This window comes from Ralstonia sp. 24A2 (assembly GCF_051783885.1).
Classification (GTDB): Bacteria; Pseudomonadota; Gammaproteobacteria; order Burkholderiales; family Burkholderiaceae; genus Ralstonia.
On sequence record NZ_JBPVZD010000003.1, the window covers coordinates 1,401,215 to 1,415,362 of the forward strand.

The following is a 14,148-nucleotide window of genomic DNA, read 5'->3' on the forward strand; positions in this document are numbered from 1 at the left end:
AGGATTTACTCGGCCTGCAATGCGGCAATGATCTTCTCGGCGTGTGCCTTGAGCTTGTCGCTATCGGCTTGCACGCGGGCATGCGGTTGCAGCGGGGTGTCGCTATAGCGCGGCAGCACGTGGAAGTGCACATGCGGCACGGTCTGGCCGGCGGCGCTGCCGTTGAGCTGGAAGATGGCGATGCCCGGCGGCGTGAAGGCTGCGCGCACGGCACGGGCCAGCTTGCGCGTGGTGCGGATGGCGGCCGAGGCGGCCTCATCCGACAGGTCGAACAGTTCCGACGCGCCTTCCTTGGGCAGCACCAGAACGTGGCCGTCGGCCTGCGGCATGATGTCCATGAAGGCGATGGTGTGGTCGTCCTCATACACCTTGATGCAGGGCAGTTCGCCGCGCAAGATCTTGGCGAAGATGTTCTGGTCGTTGTACGTCGCGTCAGGCATGGATGTCTCCGGCAAAACAGGAAAGGGCAGCGCGCAGTATATCTGCCACAAGCGGGGGCACGTGTGGCGTGACCTTGGCATAGATCAAGCGACACTGTCATCCGCAGACAGCGGCGCGGCAACCTGTTCCAGCGGTTTGCGCTCGGCGGCGGTCCCCCAGCGTGCCTGTATGGCGGCGGCCAGCAGCATCAGCACGGCGCCAAGTGCGTAACCGGCAAAGACGGCACTGCGGGCGTGCGTGTCGATCAGCCAGCCGAACAGCGCGGGGCCCGCCACACCGCCCAGGCCCGTGCCCACGGCATAGAACAGTGCAATGGCCAGCGCGCGCACCTCTAGCGGAAAGGTCTCGCTCACCGTCAGGTAGGCCGAGCTGGCGGCCGCCGATGCAAAGAAGAACACCACCGTCCACGCCAGCGTCTGTGTAGTGCTGTCAAGTATCCCCGCCCTGAACAACGCACCGCTGGCGAGCAACAGCACGCCACTGATCGCGTAGGTGGTGGCGATCATCATGCGCCGGCCCAGCACATCGAACAGCCGCCCGAGCAACAGTGGCCCGAGAAAGTTGCCCAGTGCAAACGGCAGCAGGTAGGTGCCGACCTTCGTGGCGGGCACGTCGTAGAAATCGGTCAGCACCAGCGCATAGGTGAAGAAGATCGCGTTATAGAAGAACGCCTGCGCAGCCATCAACGCGAGGCCCACCAGCGCGCGTTGCCGATGCTGCACGAGCAGCACGCGTGCAACTTCCCGCAAGCCTGGATGCGCACGTGTGCGCAGACGCAGTGCTGGTAGCGGCACCGCGTCGAAGCGATGGCCTTGTGCAGTGATCGCGTTCTCGATTTCGCTGACGATGGCCTGAGCCTCTGGGTGCCGGCCGCGCGTGAGCAGCCAGCGCGGGCTCTCAGGAATCCAGAAGCGCATGACGAGGATCACCAACCCCAGCGCTGCCCCGATAAAGAAGCACAGCCGCCAGCCCGTATCGATCGGCAGATGCGCCGGGTTCAGCAGCCACAACGATGCTCCAGCGCCCAGTGCCGCGCCCACCCAGAACGTGCCGTTGATGGCGAGATCTGTCCAGCCGCGTACGCGCGCCGGTGTCAGCTCCTGAATCGTCGAATTGATGGCCGCGTATTCCCCGCCGATGCCCGCCCCCGTGAGCATCCGAAAGACAACGAGGCTGGCGAAGCTCCAAGAAAACGCCGTCGCAGCGGTGGCCGAGATATAGACGCCGAGCGTGATGAAGAACAGCTTGCGCCGCCCCAGCCGATCGGTCAGCCAGCCGAACAGCAGCGCGCCCAGCACCGCGCCGACAAGGTAGGCGCTGCTGGCCATGCCCACCTGCGCGTTGGTGAGTTGTAGCGCCGGGCTTTGCTTGAGTGCACCGGCCACGGCACCAGCCAGTGTGACCTCCAGCCCGTCGAGCAACCATGTGATGCCGAGCGCCATGACCACACGCGTATGGAAGCGGCACCACGGCAGGCGGTCCAGCCGGCTGGGCAGATCAGAGGATTGAAACGCGGGTGAATCGGGCATCGCGGCACATTCGATCTGGAATGCGCGCGATGCAGCACGATTTATTCCTGCACGGCTCCGCTTGAGCCGGTGAGCGGCGCGCCGGCCAGCAGGGTGTCTTCAAAGAAGCGGCGGCGCGCGTCCTTGTCGGGTTTGCTGCCCTGGTGCCACAGCGTGGCTTCAGACAGTTGGTAGGCATACAGCATGAAGGCGCGCGTCTTGGCATCCTTGCGCGCAAAGCCGATCGCCTGGAAGTGCTGGACGTAGTAGTCCATGCGGTGCTCGTCGACGGTTTCGACAGCCTCTTGTGCCATCGGGTCACGTCGCGCCCAGGCACGGATGGCGAACTCGATCATGGCGGTGCGGCGCGCGCTGCGGCCGCGAAACGGCAGTGCCAACAGATCACGCACCAAGCCCTGCACCGATGGGTTCTGTCGCTCGAGCTTGGGGCCGACGCGTGTGCGTTCGCTCCAGTCCTGCAACACCTGATGCAGCAGATCGTCGCGGTTCTTGAAGTGCCAATAGAAGCTGCCGCGCGTGACCTCCAGTTGTTTGGCGAGCACGTCCACGCGCACGGCGTCGATGCTCTTGGTGACGAGCAGGTCGGTGGCCGCGCGCACCCAGTCATTGGGCGTGAGCTGGGCGCGCGGCGCGGCGGCGGAGGTGGATTCGGCGTCGACGGGGGCGTCGTGTTCGTCGATCAGCGGGGAGGGCATGCGCACCTCGTGCGGCTTGGACATGAAGGCGGATTCTAGCGGCGCTGACACCGCTGTCCAGCGCTGAGCGCATGCTGAGCGCCCCAGGTTTTCTCCGGTTGACATGTCAACAAACGCACTCCTACCATGCACATACGTTTGTGTATGGAAGGATCGAGCTACCGTAAGCCTCGGTTTGCGGTTTTGTGCAAGAACCATGCTCGACGATGCCTTCTGCACGGCGTCTAACGATAAGACATCAGGAGACATTTGCATGAAGGCATTCCGACTCGCGCTGTGCGCGGCGGCCGTCGCGGGCGCATTTTGCGCGAGCACTGTTCACGCTGAGACCGTCAAGATCGCCTGGATCGATCCGCTGTCCGGGCTGATGGGCGCGCTGGGCCAGAACCAGTTGCGCAGCTGGCAATACGCGGCCGATCTGGCCAACCAGCAGAACTGGAGCGGCAACGGCACCAAGTTTGAAGTCGTCGGTTTCGACAACAAGGTCTCACCGCAAGAGAGCCTGACGATCCTCAAGCAGATCACCGATCAGGGCATCCGCTACGTTGCACAGGGCGATGGTTCCAGTGTGGGCATGGCGCTGCAGGACGCCATCGCCAAGTACAACGACCGCAATCCGGGCAAAGAGATCATCTATCTCAACTACGCGGCGGTCGATCCGGACATGACCAACAGCAAGTGCAACTACTGGCACTTCCGTCTGGACGCCAACTCCGACATGAAGATGGAGGCCCTGACCACTTATCTGGCCAAGGACCCGAACATCAAGAAGGTCTACCTGCTCAACCAGAACTACTCGTTCGGGCATCAGGTGGCGCGTGCGGCCAAGGATTACCTCAAGCGCAAGCGCCCGGACATTCAAGTGGTGGGCGAAGACCTGCATCCGCTGGCGCAAGTGAAGGACTTCTCGCCGTACGTGGCCAAGATTCGCGCATCCGGCGCCGATACGGTCATCACCGGCAACTGGGGCAGCGATCTGGCCTTGCTGATTCGCGCGGCCAAGGATGCGGGCCTGAGCACCAACTTCTACACGTACTACGCCGGTACCACCGGCGTGCCGACCGCGATGGGCGCGTCGGGCGCGGATCGCGTAAAGGTCATCAGCTACTTTGCCCCGAACGACGGCAATCCGAAAACCAACGCCGTGCTCGACGGTTTCAAGAAGAAATACAACGACGACTTCTTCAACGCCGATGTCTACACCGGCATGGCCTTCCTGTCCAAGGCCGTCAAGACGGCAGGCTCGGCTGAGCCCGCCAAGGTGGCCAAGGTGATGGAAGGCATGACGATCGACAGCCTTAATGGCCCGGTCGAGATGCGCAAGACCGATCACCAGGCACAGCAGACGCTGTATGTCACCACCTGGGTGAAGGCCGACGGCAAGAAGGTGAAGTACGACCAGGAGAACACCGGCTACGGCTGGCGTACCGACGTCACGCTTGAGCCGCACCTCGGAGCGCAGCCGACGTCGTGCCAGATGAAGCGGCCGACGTCGTGATCGTGTAGTGGCCCCGTTCCCGGTCGAAGCGAGGCGCGCTTAGACCGGGGACACCACCGCTTCGCCCGCCAGATGCCGGCGGGCGTTCTCCAGAAAGCGATCCACCGTAGCCTGCACCGATTCCGGCGACCAACCGGCAATGTGCGGCGTCAGTACGACCTGCTCCAGATCCAGCAAGCCCACCGGCGGCTTCGGTTCGCTCTCGTACACATCCAGCCCCGCACTGCCCAGCTTGCCTGCGCGGATAGCGGCTTCCAGCGCTGCCGTATCCACTACGCTGCCGCGCGCAATGTTGACCACGCAGCCGTTCGGCCCCAGCGCTTCCAGAACGGATTGATTCACCAGGTGTTTGGTCTGCGCGCCGCCCGGCGTGGCAACGATCAAGAAGTCCGCCCACTCAGCCATGTCCTTGAGCGCACCAAAATACGGGTACGACACGCCGTCGCGCGGCTTGCGGTTGTGATAGCCGATCTGCATGTCGAAGCCCGCTGCACGGCGCGCGATCTGTAGGCCGATGGTGCCCAGACCGACGATGCCCAGTCGCTTGTTGCACACACCCGGCTGCAGCGGAATGTCGTCGCGCCAGACGCCATTGCGCGTGGCGCGGTCCAGCTTCGGGATACCACGCACCGCGGCCAGCAGCAGGCCGAAGGCGTGATCAGCCACGCAGGCGTCGTTGGTGCCGGCGCCGTTGGCCACCACCACGCCGCGCGCCCGGGCGGCTTCCACGTCGATGTTCTCGTAGCCGGCGCCCAGCGCGCAGGCCAGTTCCAGCTTGGGTAAGGCGACGATCTCCGCGCCGGTCAGGCCGGTCGAGCCGTTGGTCAGCACGATGCGTACGGCGTGGCCGTCACGGGCGATGGCGGCATCGCGTTCTGCCCGGGTCGGGGCGTGGATGACGTGGAAGTGCTGAGCGATCTGCGCCACGTTGTTGGGCGTCATCGCAATGAGGATCAGAAGCGTCGGCTGCATGGTGAGGAGAGGAGGGCGGGCCGCGTCTTGTCAGCAAAAGGTGCCGTGCACGGCGCTCGGGCGATCATAGCGCGCCCATACCCCTGTGCGCCGGAAGCCCCTGGCGTAACGAGGTTACACGCCGTTACCAATGAAGAAGTTTGGTTGCACGGGGCGTGCGGCCTGCGGCATAGACTTTGCGGCAAGGGGCGCAGATCGTAGGAAGGCCGCCGGGCCGGACCAGACGCCTCGTCCACACACGGGATCAATCATGCAAGCAACAAACAAGCTGGCGCGCGCCGGTCGCACAGGGCGGTGGATGGCAGTGGCGGCAATGGCTGTCGCCGCGGCTGGGCTGGCCGGCTGTGTCACGGCGCCCTACCCCGGTTACGGCGCAGGCTATGGCGCCGGCTATGCGGCAGGCAGCAGCGCATACGGCAACAGCTACGGCAGCACGACCTACAGCACGACGCCGTACGCCAACGGCTATGCCAGCAACGGATACGACAATACTTATAACAACGGCTACAACGGCAGCTATGACCCGAATGCGCCGCAGCCGTATCCGCAACCGTATCCGTCTCAGCAGCCGGCACCGGCGCCAGCCTATTCGCAGCCGAATTACTCCCCCTATCCGAACAACAACGCGCCGGCCTATGAGGCGCCGGCCGACAACCGCTACGGCGTGATCGAACGTATTGACGCGGTGCCGGTGCGCGGGCAGCCCACTGGGGTGGGCGCGGTGCTGGGCGGCGTGGTGGGCGGCCTGCTCGGTCACCAGGTGGGTGGCGGACGCGGCAATACCGTGGCCACCATCGGCGGCGCGGTGGCGGGCGCCATGGCCGGCAACGCCGTGGAAGGCAATACGGTGGTGGGGCAGACCTATCGCGTGACCATGCGTCTGAACGACAACTCCATGGTGACGCTCACGCAAAACAACCCGAACGGCCTGCGCCCGGGCGACCACGCCCGCATCGAAAACAACATGGCTGTGCCTTACTAGCCACTTACTGCAGTCGCTCGACCACGGGATTCTGTCCGCGCCAGACTTCAGAAATGGCGCGGACTGGCCGTTATAGCGGGGGCCTCAACTAGTTTTGCCGCCCGCTTTACATCCCATGTTCAATCGACTTTCCATCCGTTTCCGACTCAATGCAGCCCTCGCGCTGCTCGCCGTGCTGCTGGCTACCATTGGCACCATCGGCGTTGTCGGCATGCGCGCGTCCGACGCGACCATCAAAGAGATCTATAGCAACCAGCTCGCTTCAACCTCGCTGGTGGCCAAGGCGCAATTGCATGCCGCCATCGTGCGCACCACGCTGGATCGTGCGGTCTTCCACCCCGATGCCGCCGAGGTGCCGGCGATCCTCGACAAGGCCAATAGCTACCGCGCAAAGTCGGACGACGCCTGGAAGCAGTACAAGGCGCTGCCCATGAGCGCCGACGAGGCCCGCCTGGCCTCCGATGTGGAAGCCAAGCGCGCGGCGCTGTTCCGCGATGGCATTGAGCCGCTGATGAACGCGTTGCGTGCCCGTGATACGGCTGCAGCCGACAAAGTGGTCATGGACGTCATTCCTCCGCTGTCGGTGGCATTGACCGCCGCCGCAGATGCGCTGGATCGCAGCCAGTCCGAGCAGGCCAAGGCCGGATACGACGATGCGGTGGCCCGCTCGCACGCGTTTCTGATGCTGATCATCGGCGCCATTGTGGTGGGCATTGCTGCAGCGCTGGGCTGTGCGTTTGGCCTGCATCGCGCGATCTCCGTGCCGCTGTCGCGCATGCTCGGCCACTTTGGTGAGATCTCGCGCGGCAACCTGACCGAGCACATCACCGTGAGCAGCCATGACGAAATGGGTGCGCTCACCCGCGGCCTGATCGACATGCAGCGTGGTTTGATTCGCACCATCGAGACGATGCGAGGCGGCAGCGATTCCATCGCCAGCGCGACCAAGCAGATTGCCGCCGGCAACCTGGACCTCTCGCAGCGCACGGAAGAGCAGGCATCCTCGCTGGAGGAGACCGCTTCCAGCATGGAAGAGCTGACCAGCATCGTGAAGCAGAACGCCGACAACGCGCGTCAGGCCAGCCAGCTTGCGGGCAACGCATCGGACATCGCCGTCAAGGGCGGTGAGGTGGTGGGCCGCGTCATCGAGACGATGTCCGGCATCAACAACAGCAGCAAGAAGATTGCCGACATCATTGGCGTGATTGAAGGCATTGCCTTCCAGACCAACATCCTGGCGCTCAATGCCGCAGTGGAAGCCGCGCGTGCTGGCGAGCAAGGCCGTGGCTTTGCCGTGGTGGCGGGTGAGGTGCGCAGCCTGGCGCAGCGCTCGGCCACGGCGGCCAAGGAAATCAAGGAACTCATCAGCGATTCGGTTGGCCGTGTTGAAAACGGTTCGACGCTGGTGACCGAAGCGGGCGCGGTGATCGACGAAGTGGTGGTGGCCGTCAAGCGCGTGACCGACATCATGGGTGAGATCAGCGCCGCGTCGGACGAGCAGAGCGCTGGTATCGAGCAGGTCAATCAGGCCGTCACGCAGATGGACGAGGTGACGCAGCAGAACGCGGCACTGGTGGAAGAGGCTGCGGCCGCTGCGCAATCGCTGGAAGAGCAGGCGGGCGTGCTGCGTGAGACGGTGGCGTCGTTCCGCCTGCCGCCGGCTGGCACGCATGCTGTGCCGGCTGCTATGGTGAGCGCTTCGAAGGCACCGTCGGCTGCGCCGGTTGCTGCTGCCAAACCTGTCGTGCGCAAGCCTGCCTCGACAATCAAGCGTGTTGCTCGCAAGCCTGCTGTGTTGTCTGCCGCAGCGCCTGCCAAACCGGCATCCGCTCCGGCAGTTACCCCTGCCGCGGCAATCGAGCCCAAGCCCGGCAAGCTGGCCATTGCCGCTGCCGCCAGCGATGCAGATGACTGGGAACAGTTCTGACATCCTGACGCGCAGACACGCATGACCCTTGCAAAGCCGCGCCTCGTGCGCGGCTTTGTGTTTCAACGCTGTAACCGATTTGAGTGAGAGGCACGGACCCTGTTGCCGGTACCGCCGTCTCGGTCGCTCGCATCGGGTCATGCAATCCCCCTCCTGCTGCACGATCGCCGTGCGTCTTCGCTGCGCATCGCAACGATGGCGCTCCACTTCCTGTAGAGCCTGTTCCCACAAGGCTTTGTTCCCCTCTACCCCCATACACCAAGCCCCGCGCGCAAGGGGCCGTGCCATGCCGGCCGGGCTGCGCATGCGCGTGCCTCAGCCGAACACCCTGCGCCTGGGTGCCAAGCGCCTCCGCCTTTTGTAGGGCGGGCTTGTCGGCTGCCCGGACGAGTGCGGTTCCATGTCAACGGGTATTGCGTGCCGTGGCTGCAATTGCAGCGCGGCTTAGAACCTCGCATCGCGTTCACCCTTGCAACAACCCTGCGTGAGCGGCATCCGCGTGCAAGCCCGTGCCGCATGCGACACCGCATAACAGCGCGCCCTGGCGGGGGTTGGTACGGTCCTCGCGTTCAGGCTTGCGGAGCGGGCCAGAGAACCACGCATCGGCAGTCATCGCTTGCATGGCGATGGCGCCGGATGTACGGCGCAAGCGGTTGCGCCGCAGGTCGACAAGAACTTGGGGAAAGTGATGAGCGCCACAGCGCAAAACGGGGGCGTTGCCAGGCATCGGTCGTATGCCGGCTTTGGGGAGGGACCATGAGCGATGTGCCATGGGAAATCTACCTGGCGTTGCTCAACACGCTGACGGTGGCGACCACGCTCGTCATCCTCATCAGCACCGCCGACGATTTCTTCCTGGACGCCTTCTACTGGGTGCGGGAGCTGTGGCTCTGGCCGCAGCGCGGCCGCACGCCCGTCACCATCTCGGCGCAGGCGCTGCGTGACCGCGAAGAGCAGTGGCTCGCCGTCATGGTGCCGGCCTGGAAGGAATACGACGTCATCGCCAAGATGGTGGAGAACACCTTGGCGACGATGGAGTATGCGCACTTCGTCATCTTTGCCGGGGCCTACCGCAATGATGCGGAAACCACCACCGAGGTGGAGCGCATGGTGCGCCGTTACCCGGGTCGCGTGGTGCGGGCGGCGGTCACGCACGATGGCCCCACCTGCAAGGCCGACTGCCTGAACACCATCATCCAGACCATCACCCGCTACGAGGCAGGCCACGGCATCCGTTTTGTGGGCGTGATCGTGCACGACTGCGAAGACGTGATCCACCCGCTGGAGCTGAAGTACTTCAACTACTTCATCGGCGACCAGGATCTGGTGCAGTTGCCGGTGCTCTCCCTTGAGCGCAAGTGGTACGAGTGGGTGGCCGGCACCTACATGGATGATTTCTCCGAAACACACCAGAAGGACCTGGTGGCGCGCCAGGCGCTGACCGGCACGGTGCCTGGTGCGGGCGTGGCACTGTGCTACAGCCGTCGCGCCATTGAAGCCGTGATGAAGGTGCGCGGGGATTCGCCCTTCAATACCAGCACGCTCACGGAAGACTACGACTTCAGCTTCCGCCTGCGCGAGCTGGGCATGCGTGAAGCCTTCGTGCACTTCCCGATCTGTGAGAACGCGGCGCCTGCGGAGGATGCGGAGGGCAAGACGCGTACGCGCTGGCGTCTTGGGCGCCGTCGCGGCGTGCGGCCGCAATTGTTGGCAACGCGTGAGTACTTTCCAAGTACCTTCCGTACCGCCTATCGGCAGCGCGCGCGCTGGGTACTCGGCATCGCGTTCCAGGGCTGGCTGCAGATGGGGTGGAAGGGCAGCCTCATCACCAAGTACATGTTCTTCCGTGACCGCAAGGGTGTGTTGACCGCGCTCTTTTCGATCCTGGCCTATGTGTTGTCACTCAACTATCTGGTCGTTGGCGCACTGACGGCCAAGGGGTGGGCGTCGGTTCCGGATGGCGCGTTCGTGGTCAGCACCGTTTGGATGCAGAACCTGCTGGCCATCAACGCGACGCTGCTGATCAACCGGCTGGCACAGCGTATGTACTTTGTCGGGCGTCTGAACGGTCCGCTGCAGGGCGTGCTGTGCTTGCCCAGGCTGGTGGTGAACAACTTCATCAACTTCTTCTCGGTGTGCCGGGCGTGGAAGATCTTTCTGGTCTACTGTCTGACCGGCAAGCCGATCGCGTGGGACAAGACCCAGCACACCTACCTGTCGAACGACGCGCTTGGCCGTACGCGTTCCATGCTGGGCGAGACCTTGCTCAAGTGGGAGGTGCTCACGCAAGCGCAGCTCGACACCGCGTTGGCCATACAGCAGGAGACCGGCCGTCGGCTGGGGACCATCCTCGTCCAGCAAGGGCTGGTGACGGCCGACACGCTGGCCGATGCGCTGGCCGAACAGGTTGACCTGCCGCGTGTGAGCCTGACCAACGTTGTGCTGGGCGCGCTGGCCGATTGCTTGCCGCGCGATCTGGCTGTGCGGCATCACGTGGTGCCGTTCTCCATTGGCGAGGACGGCGCGCTCAATATCGCCGTGTCGGAGTTGCCCAACGGCGAGGCGCTGGAAGAACTGGCCCGTGCGGCCGGCCGCAAGGTTGCGTGCTTCATGGCATGCGACCACGAGATGTTGGCCGAGCTGGCACTGATGGCCGACCCCAATCGCCGCGCTACGGTCGTGTTCGGCCCAGCGGCGTATTCGGCCACCCTGGCCGTCGAATCCATGACGGGCGCCGGCCCGGCAGTTGCAGCAGGCACGGCACTCGCACCCGAGGCTCCCCCCATCCCCCCGATACCTCCGACACCGGTGTTGCCGGATCTGGCGCCCGGCCCAGAGGTACGCCCCAATCCATCTGTTGCGGGAGGTGTGGCATGAAAACCGAGAGAGCAGACCGTTTTATCTCGCGCCGTTTGCGGTGGCCGATTGCTGCCGCGGTGTGGGCGCTATGTCATGGCGCGTCGATGGCGGAGCAGGCCGTGCAGCCGCTGCAGCCCGACGCGTACTTCCGGGCAGACCGCGCCTACCGAGCCATCGATGCCAACAAGCTCGATGATGCCGAGGCAGCCACGCGTGCGGCATTGGCTGTGCAGTCCGACAGCCTGCAACTGAACCTGCTGCTGCTCGATGTACTCACGCGCAAGGGCCAGTTGGAGGCGGCACGTACGCAAGCCGATGCACTGGTGCAGAGGTACCCCAATGAACCGCGCGTGTATGCGCAGCACGGGTTCCTGGCGCAGAGGGCGAGTGACCCGGCCACGGCCGAACAGGACTTTGCGCACGCAGTGCAAGGTACCGATTGGACCGTGCAGGAACAGCGCAACCTGCATCTGGCATGGTCGGACAGCGCGTATTCCGCCAAACATCCGCAGGCGGCGCTGGATGCGCTCAGCCCCCTGCAGGATCAGCCGGATGCCGATGTGCAATTGCGCCTTGCGCAATCACGCTTGCAACTGGGCGACCGCGATGGCGCAACGCAGGCCGCCACGCTGGCGGAAGAACACGCCAAAGACCCGGCGCAACAACGCTACGCCAAGGCGCTGCTTGCCCAGGCGATGGCACCCCAGGCACAGGGCGAAGCCACTTCACCTGACGACCCGCGCACGATCGGCCAGCGCGAATTGAACGAAGCCTACAGCCACCTGCGCGCACGCGACGACCGCGCGGCGCTGGCAGCCTTCCAGCGCGGGTTTGCCACCGGCCAGGGCAGCTGGACCCACTACGCCGATGCGGCCTATGCCGCCAAGCGCCTGGGCGACAACTCGACCGCCATCCATTTGTTCCGCCAGAGTCTTGATCACGCAGATGCCGACGCCAAGAGCGATGGTGGTAGCAACGGTGATGACCGCCTCCCCGCAGACCGTCGCTTCGGTTACCGGCGCGAAGTCGAGCAGATGCAGCGCACGTTCGGCATGGTGCTCTCGGGCGCGTATCAGACATCGGCATTCGGTTTGCCCAACACCGTCAGCACGGCGCAGGGCGGCGCGGAGGTGTACTGGCAGCCGCCGGGCATTGGCTATCGTGACGGCAGCATCTTCCAGCTTTTCGTGCGCGGCTACGACAGCGTGTATGACCGCAACGGCATCACCGGTCTACCAACTGCGCAGGGGTCGGTGGGCGCACGCTACAAGCCGATCAAGGACCTCAATCTTGTGTTCACCGCCGAGCGCCTGTTTCGCATCGGCCGACTGACCACCAACGACACGCTGCTGCGCATCGGCTTTTCCACCGACCAAGGCCTTGACCTTCAGGTCACCAAACCACGCTGGCAGACCTGGCAGGTGTATGGCGAGGGTGCGTACTTCGTCAACCAGGGCCGCCTGATCGTCAGCACCGAAATGCGCTATGGCCACACTTGGATGCTCAATTCGATCAGCGATCACCTGACGGTCTATCCGCACGTGGTGCTGGCTGGTGACCATGACAACAAGGCGCCTGACCGGCAACTTGCACTGGGTGTCGGCCCAGGCATCAACTTTCGTTACTGGTTTCGGGAGTCGCAGTACAGCGCCCCGGCCAGTTGGCTTGACCTGACTGTGCAGTACCGCTTGCCACTGACCCACGCCGACCGAGCGAAGGGCGTAGTGGCACGCGCCATCCTGTGGTTCTAGGACCAACGTGTCACGGATGAAACGTTTTTGATCAACGAGGGATACGGGTAACGAGGAGGATTCGCATCGGCGCGCGCGCGATGGCGTCGTAGCGCCACGGCAGGACCAGGCATGACGCATGGCACGGCCTTCGCTCTGTGGTGAAGTCTGCGCCGGCGTCAGAAGCGACGCGTTCGTCGTCGCGCTTTGGAGCCACCAGCCGATGCAGACGACATGGGGAGAGCAAAATGACCGGGAAGATTTTGACAGTGTTCGGCACGCGCCCGGAGGCCATCAAGATGGCGCCGCTGGTGAAGGCATTGCAAGCCGAGGCAGGCTTCACCTCAGTGGTATGCGTGAGCGCGCAGCACCGGCAGATGCTCGACCAGGTCCTGCAACTCTTCGGCATCGTGCCGGAGTTTGACCTGAATCTGATGCAGCCTGGGCAGACGTTGTCCGGCATCACCTCCAGCGTGCTCGGCGGCATCGACGGCGTGCTGGACGCCTTCCAACCCGACGCGGTGCTCGTGCACGGCGACACCACCACCACACTGGCCGCCAGCCTGGCCGCGTTCTACCGGCGCATTCCTGTCGGGCATGTCGAAGCAGGATTGCGCACGGGCAACATCTGGTCTCCCTGGCCCGAAGAACTCAACCGCCGCGTGACCGATTCCGTCACCACGTGGCACTTTGCCCCGACGGCCGAAGCGCGCCAGAACCTGCTGGATGAAGGCGTCGCCCCGAGCCGGGTCACGCTTACCGGCAACACCGTCATTGATGCGCTGCTGTCTGTGAAATGGCAGCTGGATGCGGATGCTGCGCTGTCGGCGGAGATGGCCGCGCGCTATCCGTTCCTGGAAGCCGGGCGGCGGATGATTCTGGTGACTGGCCACCGGCGCGAGAACTTTGGCGAGCCGTTCGAGAATTTCTGTGTGGCGCTACGCCTGCTGGCGGCGCGCCATCCGGATGTGCAGATCGTCTATCCGGTGCACCTGAACCCCAACGTGCAGCGGCCAGTCAACGCCATCCTGGCGGGCCACGACAACGTTCACCTGATCGCGCCGCAAGACTACCTGCCCTTCGTCTATCTGATGGACCGCGCTTACCTGATCGTCACCGATTCCGGCGGCATTCAGGAAGAAGCGCCCGCGCTGGGCAAGCCAGTGCTTGTCACGCGTGACACCACCGAGCGCCCCGAGGCCATCGCTTCAGGCACGGCACGCCTGGTCGGCACCGATACGCAGCGCATCGTGGATGAAGCCGAAATGCTTCTGCATAACGCCAACGAATACCAACGCATGGCGCAGGCCCACAACCCGTATGGCGACGGTCAGGCATGCCGTCGCATCGTCGAGGCATTGAAGGCTGCCTTCAACGCACCCGCCCAGATGGCGACGCGCGGGCCGCAACTCGTTCGCAAGCCGGCCACCGAGGCCGAGATCATCAATCTGGAAGCGGCACGCGCCACGGCGCTTGGGGCCGCGCCCGTGCAACGCCTGAATGGCTAGGAGGCTT

General features: G+C 64.4%; 10 protein-coding genes. 6 read left to right on the top strand and 4 right to left on the bottom strand.

Translation table 11 applies throughout. From position 1 onward, the window contains the following. Positions 1–5 precede the first annotated feature (5 nt). The 3 genes from ACS13N_RS23915 to ACS13N_RS23925 form a co-directional block, all read right to left on the bottom strand. Entirely contained in the window at positions 6–440 is a 435-nt protein-coding gene (locus ACS13N_RS23915; RefSeq protein WP_438934076.1) for an HIT family protein, read from the bottom strand. A gap of 84 nt (positions 441–524) precedes the next feature. Beyond that, positions 525–1,970 (bottom strand): MFS transporter, encoded by a 1,446-nt coding sequence (locus ACS13N_RS23920; RefSeq protein ID WP_438934077.1) that lies wholly within the window; start codon positions 1,968–1,970, stop codon positions 525–527. 41 nt (positions 1,971–2,011) lie between these two features. Then, positions 2,012–2,689 carry a TetR/AcrR family transcriptional regulator gene (locus ACS13N_RS23925; protein WP_438934078.1) on the bottom strand — a complete coding sequence of 226 codons (678 nt, stop codon included), beginning with the start codon at positions 2,687–2,689 and terminating at the stop codon, positions 2,012–2,014. Positions 2,690–2,918: 229 nt separating this feature from the next. Here ACS13N_RS23925 and ACS13N_RS23930 point away from each other — a divergent pair, with 229 nt between their 5' ends. Beyond that, a complete protein-coding gene (locus ACS13N_RS23930; protein ID WP_438934079.1) occupies positions 2,919–4,163 on the top strand; it encodes a branched-chain amino acid ABC transporter substrate-binding protein in 1,245 nt (414 codons plus the stop codon). Positions 4,164–4,202: 39 nt separating this feature from the next. Here ACS13N_RS23930 and ACS13N_RS23935 read toward each other — a convergent pair whose 3' ends face one another. Next, a complete protein-coding gene (locus ACS13N_RS23935) occupies positions 4,203–5,135 on the bottom strand; it encodes a 2-hydroxyacid dehydrogenase (RefSeq protein ID WP_438934080.1) in 933 nt (310 codons plus the stop codon). Positions 5,136–5,385: 250 nt separating this feature from the next. Between ACS13N_RS23935 and ACS13N_RS23940 the strand changes: the two genes are divergently transcribed. The 5 genes from ACS13N_RS23940 (at position 5,386) to wecB (ending at position 14,141) form a co-directional block, all read left to right on the top strand. Next, complete coding sequence (locus ACS13N_RS23940) at positions 5,386–6,117, top strand: glycine zipper 2TM domain-containing protein (protein WP_438934081.1); 732 nt, start codon at positions 5,386–5,388, stop codon at positions 6,115–6,117. 115 nt (positions 6,118–6,232) lie between these two features. Next, on the top strand, positions 6,233–8,044 hold the full coding sequence (locus ACS13N_RS23945; protein WP_438934082.1) for a methyl-accepting chemotaxis protein: 1,812 nt from the start codon (positions 6,233–6,235) through the stop codon (positions 8,042–8,044). A 756-nt stretch (positions 8,045–8,800) separates the two neighbouring features. Continuing rightward, positions 8,801–10,921: a glycosyl transferase family protein gene (locus ACS13N_RS23950; RefSeq protein ID WP_438934083.1), complete on the top strand. Its 2,121-nt coding sequence runs from the start codon at positions 8,801–8,803 to the stop codon at positions 10,919–10,921. Continuing rightward, positions 10,918–12,654, top strand: coding sequence for an NfrA family protein (locus tag ACS13N_RS23955; RefSeq protein ID WP_438934084.1), 1,737 nt, complete (start codon positions 10,918–10,920; stop codon positions 12,652–12,654). Before ACS13N_RS23950 ends, ACS13N_RS23955 begins: the two co-directional genes overlap by 4 nt. A gap of 227 nt (positions 12,655–12,881) precedes the next feature. Next, positions 12,882–14,141 (top strand): non-hydrolyzing UDP-N-acetylglucosamine 2-epimerase, encoded by a 1,260-nt coding sequence (gene wecB / locus ACS13N_RS23960; protein WP_438934085.1) that lies wholly within the window; start codon positions 12,882–12,884, stop codon positions 14,139–14,141. The last annotated feature ends 7 nt before the right edge of the window (positions 14,142–14,148 follow it).

What these genes read in the sequence shown, in the direction of transcription:
- ACS13N_RS23945 (WP_438934082.1), top strand. Translation starts at nt 6,233, where the DNA reads ATGTTCAATCGACTTTCCATCCGTTTCCGACTCAATGCAGCCCTCGCG.
- wecB (WP_438934085.1), top strand. Translation starts at nt 12,882, where the DNA reads ATGACCGGGAAGATTTTGACAGTGTTCGGCACGCGCCCGGAGGCCATC.
- ACS13N_RS23940 (WP_438934081.1), top strand. Translation starts at nt 5,386, where the DNA reads ATGCAAGCAACAAACAAGCTGGCGCGCGCCGGTCGCACAGGGCGGTGG.
- ACS13N_RS23935 (WP_438934080.1), bottom strand. Translation starts at nt 5,135, where the DNA reads ATGCAGCCGACGCTTCTGATCCTCATTGCGATGACGCCCAACAACGTG.
- ACS13N_RS23955 (WP_438934084.1), top strand. Translation starts at nt 10,918, where the DNA reads ATGAAAACCGAGAGAGCAGACCGTTTTATCTCGCGCCGTTTGCGGTGG.
- ACS13N_RS23915 (WP_438934076.1), bottom strand. Translation starts at nt 440, where the DNA reads ATGCCTGACGCGACGTACAACGACCAGAACATCTTCGCCAAGATCTTG.
- ACS13N_RS23930 (WP_438934079.1), top strand. Translation starts at nt 2,919, where the DNA reads ATGAAGGCATTCCGACTCGCGCTGTGCGCGGCGGCCGTCGCGGGCGCA.
- ACS13N_RS23950 (WP_438934083.1), top strand. Translation starts at nt 8,801, where the DNA reads ATGAGCGATGTGCCATGGGAAATCTACCTGGCGTTGCTCAACACGCTG.
- ACS13N_RS23925 (WP_438934078.1), bottom strand. Translation starts at nt 2,689, where the DNA reads ATGTCCAAGCCGCACGAGGTGCGCATGCCCTCCCCGCTGATCGACGAA.
- ACS13N_RS23920 (WP_438934077.1), bottom strand. Translation starts at nt 1,970, where the DNA reads ATGCCCGATTCACCCGCGTTTCAATCCTCTGATCTGCCCAGCCGGCTG.